This is a genomic window from Phycicoccus sp. Soil748 (assembly GCF_001428025.1).
Taxonomy (GTDB): Bacteria; Actinomycetota; Actinomycetes; order Actinomycetales; family Dermatophilaceae; genus Pedococcus.
On the sequence record NZ_LMSC01000003.1, the window covers coordinates 1 to 6,273 of the forward strand.

Below are 6,273 nucleotides of genomic sequence, written 5' to 3' on the forward strand. Positions count from 1 at the left end.
CAGCGCCTAACCAGACAACGACGAATCACGAGACTCGTACACCACGCCCGGGGACTTGACCCCATCCGGAGGGCCGGGCTGAAGCGGGAGCTGGCCGCGCGCGTGAATTGACGCGAGGCCCCTTGCTCACTTCGCCGGGTCAAGGGGCCTCGTGCCGGTGAGAGGAGATGGGCCTTATGGCGAGGGGTCGATCATGAAGTGGCCTCAGCGGTAGGTGACGCCGATCATCAATTCTTAGGCTCATCCAGCACCCCTTGGCTCCGCGCTGGGAGTGCAGGGGCCAAACCCCGTCGGGCTCCTTCCATACCCGCGGCTGTCGGTCAGACCGTGTAGTTTTCCCGGGTGGCCCTAGACCCCCCAATTCGAGCACGCGTAACTCTTCCCTCGTGGCTCTGGGGCGGTAATCCCCAGCGCCTTCTTGAGGAGTCCGATCTACACGCACGTCCTGACGGGCGCGGCTCATTCTTGATCCAGACAAACGAGTCGTACTATCGCCGCCCCGTCGACGTGGTTCGCCTCCGACCCATTGCGCGACCTGGCGAGTCGGCCCCTCGATGGGGCGACATCGCGCAGTTCAACGAGCGCGTTGAGGTGGCCATCGGGGATCGCGTCGGGCCGCATCTACAGCGACGCCAACTGAAGGCCGAGGAAAGTGGCGCGTTGATCGACCTGATCAACCATCAATCGCTTCTTCTCCACGCTCTCCCGGCCGCTGACCTTCCCGTGCAGGCGCGGTACTTCATGGAGACACTGAATGAGGTGCGCTTCTCCGAAGATCCCGCGTCAGGGCCTTTCCCGAACACCGGGGTCTATCTGGTCGAGGCCAGCACCGCGCTTCTACATCGAGTCAAACTTGCCTCGGTCTGGCTCCGCATTGAGCAAGACGCCCGGTTAGGCGGAGGCGACATGTCCCATATCAAGGGGGCAAACGCTAACGACGACCCCGTTTTCGCCTCTTCCGCCGGCCTCTATGACGGCATCACGTTGTTTGACGCCTACTTGGCGCCGTTGTTGGCCGCAGGCACTCCGGCAGTCTGGGGGGTGAACGTCGTTAGGTCTTTCGGCTCCCTGGTCTTCAGTTTTGGCACCTTCATCTCTGGCACCGAGGGAGATGCAGCGGAGTTGCTGCAGTCAATCTCGCTCGCCGGACCCCGCGAGGCTGTCGATTTCCCCCGCATCTCTGCCCACGCCGCACAAGGTGCCCTCCAGTGGTGGACCGAGCGGCTGAACCTGCTCTTCGGCGTCCTAGGTGACCTGTCGACCTTCACCGATGAACTCGGCGACTATCGCCCCGACAAGCACTTGGAAGGTCTGCTCACCATCGAGCAGATATTCCGTCGAACCACGTCGATGTTGGTGGCGCATCGGGACGCGAACGCCCGTCGCGCGCTTTCGTTCACGATCTTGGACTCCTTGGAGGGAGTGCGCGGCACGGACCTCCTCACGATGTGCCGGTTGAAACACGCGACAAACGTCCTGGCGAGGCTGGAAGAGGCCCTGCCCGCGGATGCCGCCGAGATTCTGCTTCCAGCGGCACGACGCGCGGTCCGGGCTCTCCGCGAGATGCAGGATGGGTTCTTCCTGCGCCGCCAACTGAAGACGGCGAGGGTTGAACTGCAACTTGGAGCGGACGCGGTCCGCTCTCTGTCTCCTGAAGAAGCAACCGCCCTGTACCTGAAGGTGCTGCGGGACGCGACGCACGGTCACGGCTCTAACAAGGACTCCTCGCGGGCACAGACGGCTGCCTTGCTAGCCCACCACGACGGCGATGTCCCACATGATGTCGGCCTGCTCGGGTATCTCTACCTGCTGGACGTCATGCTCCATCCCGAACGGGTGCGCCGGCTTCTCTATCGGCAAGGCTGCTGAAGCCGACCTCACGCTGGCAGTGGACCTTCGCGACCTTGACGAACTCGCCGAGGTTCGCAACAAAGCAGTCCATCACGCCGAGATACCCAGCTGGGAGAGGGCGCTGAAGAGCGTCAACACGTGCATCCTTATGCTCGCCAACTACGGCCCGTGGAGGAGAGACGCATACCGCGCGCCAGACGGGACTGAGTGGGCCGGAAAAGACGCCCCTAGAGACCCGGTTTCCGACCCTTCGTAGGTCGCACGATCGCGGATGAGGCGAGATGCGCGAGCTGCGAGCGGTTGATCCGCGACCGAGTAGAAGGCTGGACGCATTGTGGGCATCTTGCAGGGCACGGATCTGCCGCGGTCCGGACGTTGCGGCTGTCCGCCGCCTGCCGACCATAGCGAAGCTCCGCTCATAGCCGATGAATGCGTGGTTCCGGCTGGTGGTGCATCCGCGCTTGTCTGCAAGGGACATTCGTGAGGGGCTCCCTGGTTGGCCCGGACGGGGGCTCCAGCAGCAAAATGGCCGGGAGAGCATCGCTGCCGTGAACGCCGGCACCCTTACGCCTCGCGGCACTGCCGCCTTCCTCATGCTGGCTCCAGGTCCCGTCGTCGTCTTGGTTCTGAAGGCGCCACTCGGCGCGGTCGCGGCACCGCCGTGAGCATCAGTTCGTGGGTGTCGACTGCAAGCCGCCCGGCATGGCTTCATCGGCAGGGCTGAATAAAGTCTCGACCTGATCGCCGACCCGGAACTGCCCTGCCGCGTGTGCGCTTATAGAAGCACTTCCGAAAAGGCCGAAAGCACCTCCGGCGACGCGGGCCAACTGTCTGTCGCGGCAAGCGGCGGCAAGCCGCTCCCCAAGAAGATTCCATCTTTCAGGGTCCCGGCGAACGTGGGCCAGCCCAGTGTTTTAGAGGCAAGTCGAGGCTGGCTCGACAAGTCGCCCGAAGTCGGAGGATCGTGCAACAACTCCCAGGCTTCGCCGCGAACGACGAGAGGGTGCTGGATGGGCCACCCCGGATGGGAAAGCAGTGTGACGCACAGGCCCTCGGTGCCAAGCATCATGAAATGGAAGTCGGTAGTCGAGCCATCTGGTTCCGTAACCCAGCGAGGTACCGGCACGCTGCATGCAGGCCTGACCTCCTTATTGGTGCCGTTGAACACCCAGAGCGACAGTCCTGCAGGGACAGGACTCCCGTCCACCATCCATCGATAGTCAGGCGGCTCGGATTCATAGCGGATCGCAATTTCATCCACCCGTGGGTGCTCATGCCGGGCCATTGGGTGTCCCACAAGCAGCAGTACCTTGGCCCACCAAAGCCCCACCGACCGCCAGGTGTCTTGGTCCTCGGTACCGGCCCAACGACTACTCACCAGCCGCTTGACTGCATCCTTGGCAGGCTTCTCAAATCGTCGATCGAGCTCGTTATTGCATGGCTCGCACGCGGGGAGCAGAACTCTTTGGCGCGCCGTGCCATGAATCTGTTGGCCCCCGCGGTTGCGTACCGGCTCCCCGTTGGACGACCACCCCAATGGGGGAGGACCTTTCTCGTCGAGAAACTTCAAGTACCACTGGGGATAGACATGTTCGCCCCGTCCGACTGCGGGCGAGGATTGGCAAAGACAACACAATTCAGAGCGCACAAGCCCATCTTGCTGCGCAGACTCAAGCCGTGCACCTTTCTATGTGATGTCTCGGCACGGATAGGGCAGTGTGCGTCCTCTCGGGGGGCGGGCCCGTCTCCCGTCGACGAGCTAGGGTCGGGCGGTGGGCGCGAGCACGAGGTGCTTGGGGCCGTCCGGACCGCCGTTCTCCGGCAGTGCGCGCGCGACCATCGCGGTCTCTCCATTGTCGTAGACGACCTTCACCTTGGTCGCGGGACCAGCGGGACCCCGCAGGTCACGGACCCGAACACTCGCCGCGTGCCACGACTCGTGGCCAACGGCCACTGTGGCAGTTCCGTCAGAATCCACTTCGACCAACCGCTTCACGGCAACTGAGGGGTTGCGGCCCCAACCAATCGTGAGCAGCAGGTCTTCTCCACCTGGATGATGCAGCCCCGGAAGAAAGACCTGATCCAGCTCCTCTGCGAAGCACTGAACGCTGTCGGCTCCCCCGACTTGGTGGATGCGAGAGGACTGGACGCCGAGTTCCACGAGCCGGCTGACTACGGGTCCTGGTTGGCAGTTGACGACAGTGACCTCACAGGTCGTCCCTTCCAGGGCATCGGCGAGCATCCCGCTCGTTACCAGGTCGGTCATCGGAATTGAGTACCCCACGACGGCCACGTGCTTAGCGTTGCCAATGGCCTCGGCGGACGTGCGCCACAGTTCGCGAGCGAGGGGGTTTGCGTAGAAGGCCGACTTGGCTGCGGCCGGGGGGACGATGTAAGCCTCTGTACCCGGCAGCACCTGCCGACGTTCCTCTTCAGCAGCGATTCGAGGCGCGCCCCAAGCGCCCGGCAGTTCCCACCGTCCGATGCTCGCCCCGGTGGTGTCGCCAGGAATCCAGAACGTGTCGACCGATCCGTGCAGCTTCATGTACCTGAAGGTGTCCGCTCGTTCGATGCCAAAGCTCATGCCCCCGGACGGTCGACGTCGTGTGGGCGGCATGTCACAGATGAGTTCGCTGGGATACACCCTTTTCGCCTCGTCGTCCCAAAGTCCGAGGGCTGAGATCGCCGTCTCAACCAAAGTGTCGTAGTTGAATGTCACGACGTTTGAGCGCGAGTAGTGCATGCTCCCCAGCATGCGTCGGAGCCACCAAGGCACGTTACCCGCGTGCACGGTAGTCTGGCGCTCAACGATGACGTCGCGCAGGGCCTCTGACACGAGGAGAAACAGAGACTGGTTCGCCAAGTTCCTAGCCGCACTTAGGTCAGGTTGCGGTTCAGCCAGTCGGGACAGCCACGCTTCGAGTTGCGGTCCGGAGAATGTTCGCGACGGCAGGTCGGGGACGCCCCTGCTCCGAAGACGGTCGATGGCCTCGTCACCTAGCTCACCGGTCATGGGCATATGGTCGGAGATCGCCCTTGAGAAGCCGGCCCCCAGAATTAGCACGTTCTCATTCACACAGCGAGCCTAGGCGAGCACCCCAGGTTGTGACGGTGCTCGCTCAGGATCACAGGTTCGTAGCACCGATTGACGTTTGTGTTGGCGCCGGAAGGCCGACCCAGCGAGAAGCCCTCTCCGCTCGTCGCTGATAGTTGCGCAGCACCAACCGGCTGTCGGCCGTACGGCAGCGATGCGGAGGTCCGCCCAATTACGCTATCCGTGCGTCTTACCGTCGCGACTTGGCCATCGTGGATGCGCGTGTCGGGACGGGCCCGCACAGGTTCGTCGATCCGGAGATTGGGGCTGGGTCGCGCTCGACTAGGGTGTTCACTGCGCCATTGGTCTGATGGATAAGACGCCCGCCTTCAGTCGGCCCACGTGGCCCCTTCAGAGCGGGAGACGTGAGTTCGAGTCTCACTTGGCGCTCGTGACGATTGTCTTGACCATGCCCAACACTCCGGCACGGACGCGGTTTAAGCGTTCGTTCGGGCAAGCCAACCACTTCTTGGTAACGCTCATCGTCGGGTTGGAGGCCGTAAGGTCCGGCCGTGCTGCACCGCCGCCGCACTTTCCTGCTACCTGGGAGCCTAGGGATGCAGTTCGATCGGCAGAACGAAGCGAGAGTTTTGCCATCCAGGGGGCCGTCGTCTTTCTCATCACGGCTTTGGATCGATACTTGGCCGAGGCCGCACGAGCCGCCACGCCCTCGTCACCGTCACTCTCTGCAGCCCTCGACGCCGCGGCACGAGCCAACAAGGGTCTGCGAGGGGTGGCCCTTGCATTTGCCGACTTCTCGGGGGCCGATCGAACGCCAGAACTCGCTCTTGTGGAGGTAGCGCTGCAATGGCGCAACCGTCTAGTTCACTCGGGCTCTAACGCACGAATCAACGGCGATTTGCAGGACCGACTCCATCAGCACGCCGCTGACCTACAGAACAATTATCGGCACCTCGACCCGGGTCAGATGATCGCGCGATTCGCTTCTCGTGAGGAGTCGCCCTCTCTCAAAGAGGTCACGGGGATGATCACAGCTGCGCACCGATTCGTAAGCAGTGTCGACTCAGCAGTTCTACCGCTTCTGGACTATGGCTCACTTCTGGACGCCGTCATCCGGCAACACCTAGACGAGGTTCCCAGGGTCGAGGGGCTGAAGCGGGCTAACCGTATCTGGGGCCGCGGCGAGCCACGGGCGCGTCGCGCCATCGTCACACTTGCGCGACAGAACGGCTTCGCCGAGCCGCGAGACGGCATCGCTCATGGACTGACCGACGCATCTATTGATCGTCTCGCGTGCATGTCGAGGGTCAAGTCCCCGGGCGTGGTGTACGAGTCTCGTGATTCGTCGTTGTCTGGTTAGGCGCTGA

At 63.0% G+C, this 6,273-nt stretch carries 2 protein-coding genes and 1 tRNA gene; 2 read left to right on the top strand and 1 reads right to left on the bottom strand.

The genetic code is table 11. The features are described from left to right. The first annotated feature begins 660 nt into the window (after positions 1-660). Entirely contained in the window at positions 661-1,869 is a 1,209-nt protein-coding gene (locus ASG70_RS02290; RefSeq protein WP_156399778.1) for a hypothetical protein, read from the top strand. A 1,741-nt stretch (positions 1,870-3,610) separates the two neighbouring features. Here the strand turns inward: ASG70_RS02290 and ASG70_RS02295 are convergent. Next, positions 3,611-4,927, bottom strand: a complete 1,317-nt coding sequence (locus ASG70_RS02295) for a hypothetical protein (protein ID WP_156399779.1) — start codon at positions 4,925-4,927, stop codon at positions 3,611-3,613. Between the two features lie 314 nt (positions 4,928-5,241). Here ASG70_RS02295 and ASG70_RS19110 point away from each other — a divergent pair. Next, positions 5,242-5,335, top strand: a tRNA-OTHER gene (locus tag ASG70_RS19110). Positions 5,336-6,273: the final 938 nt, after the last annotated feature.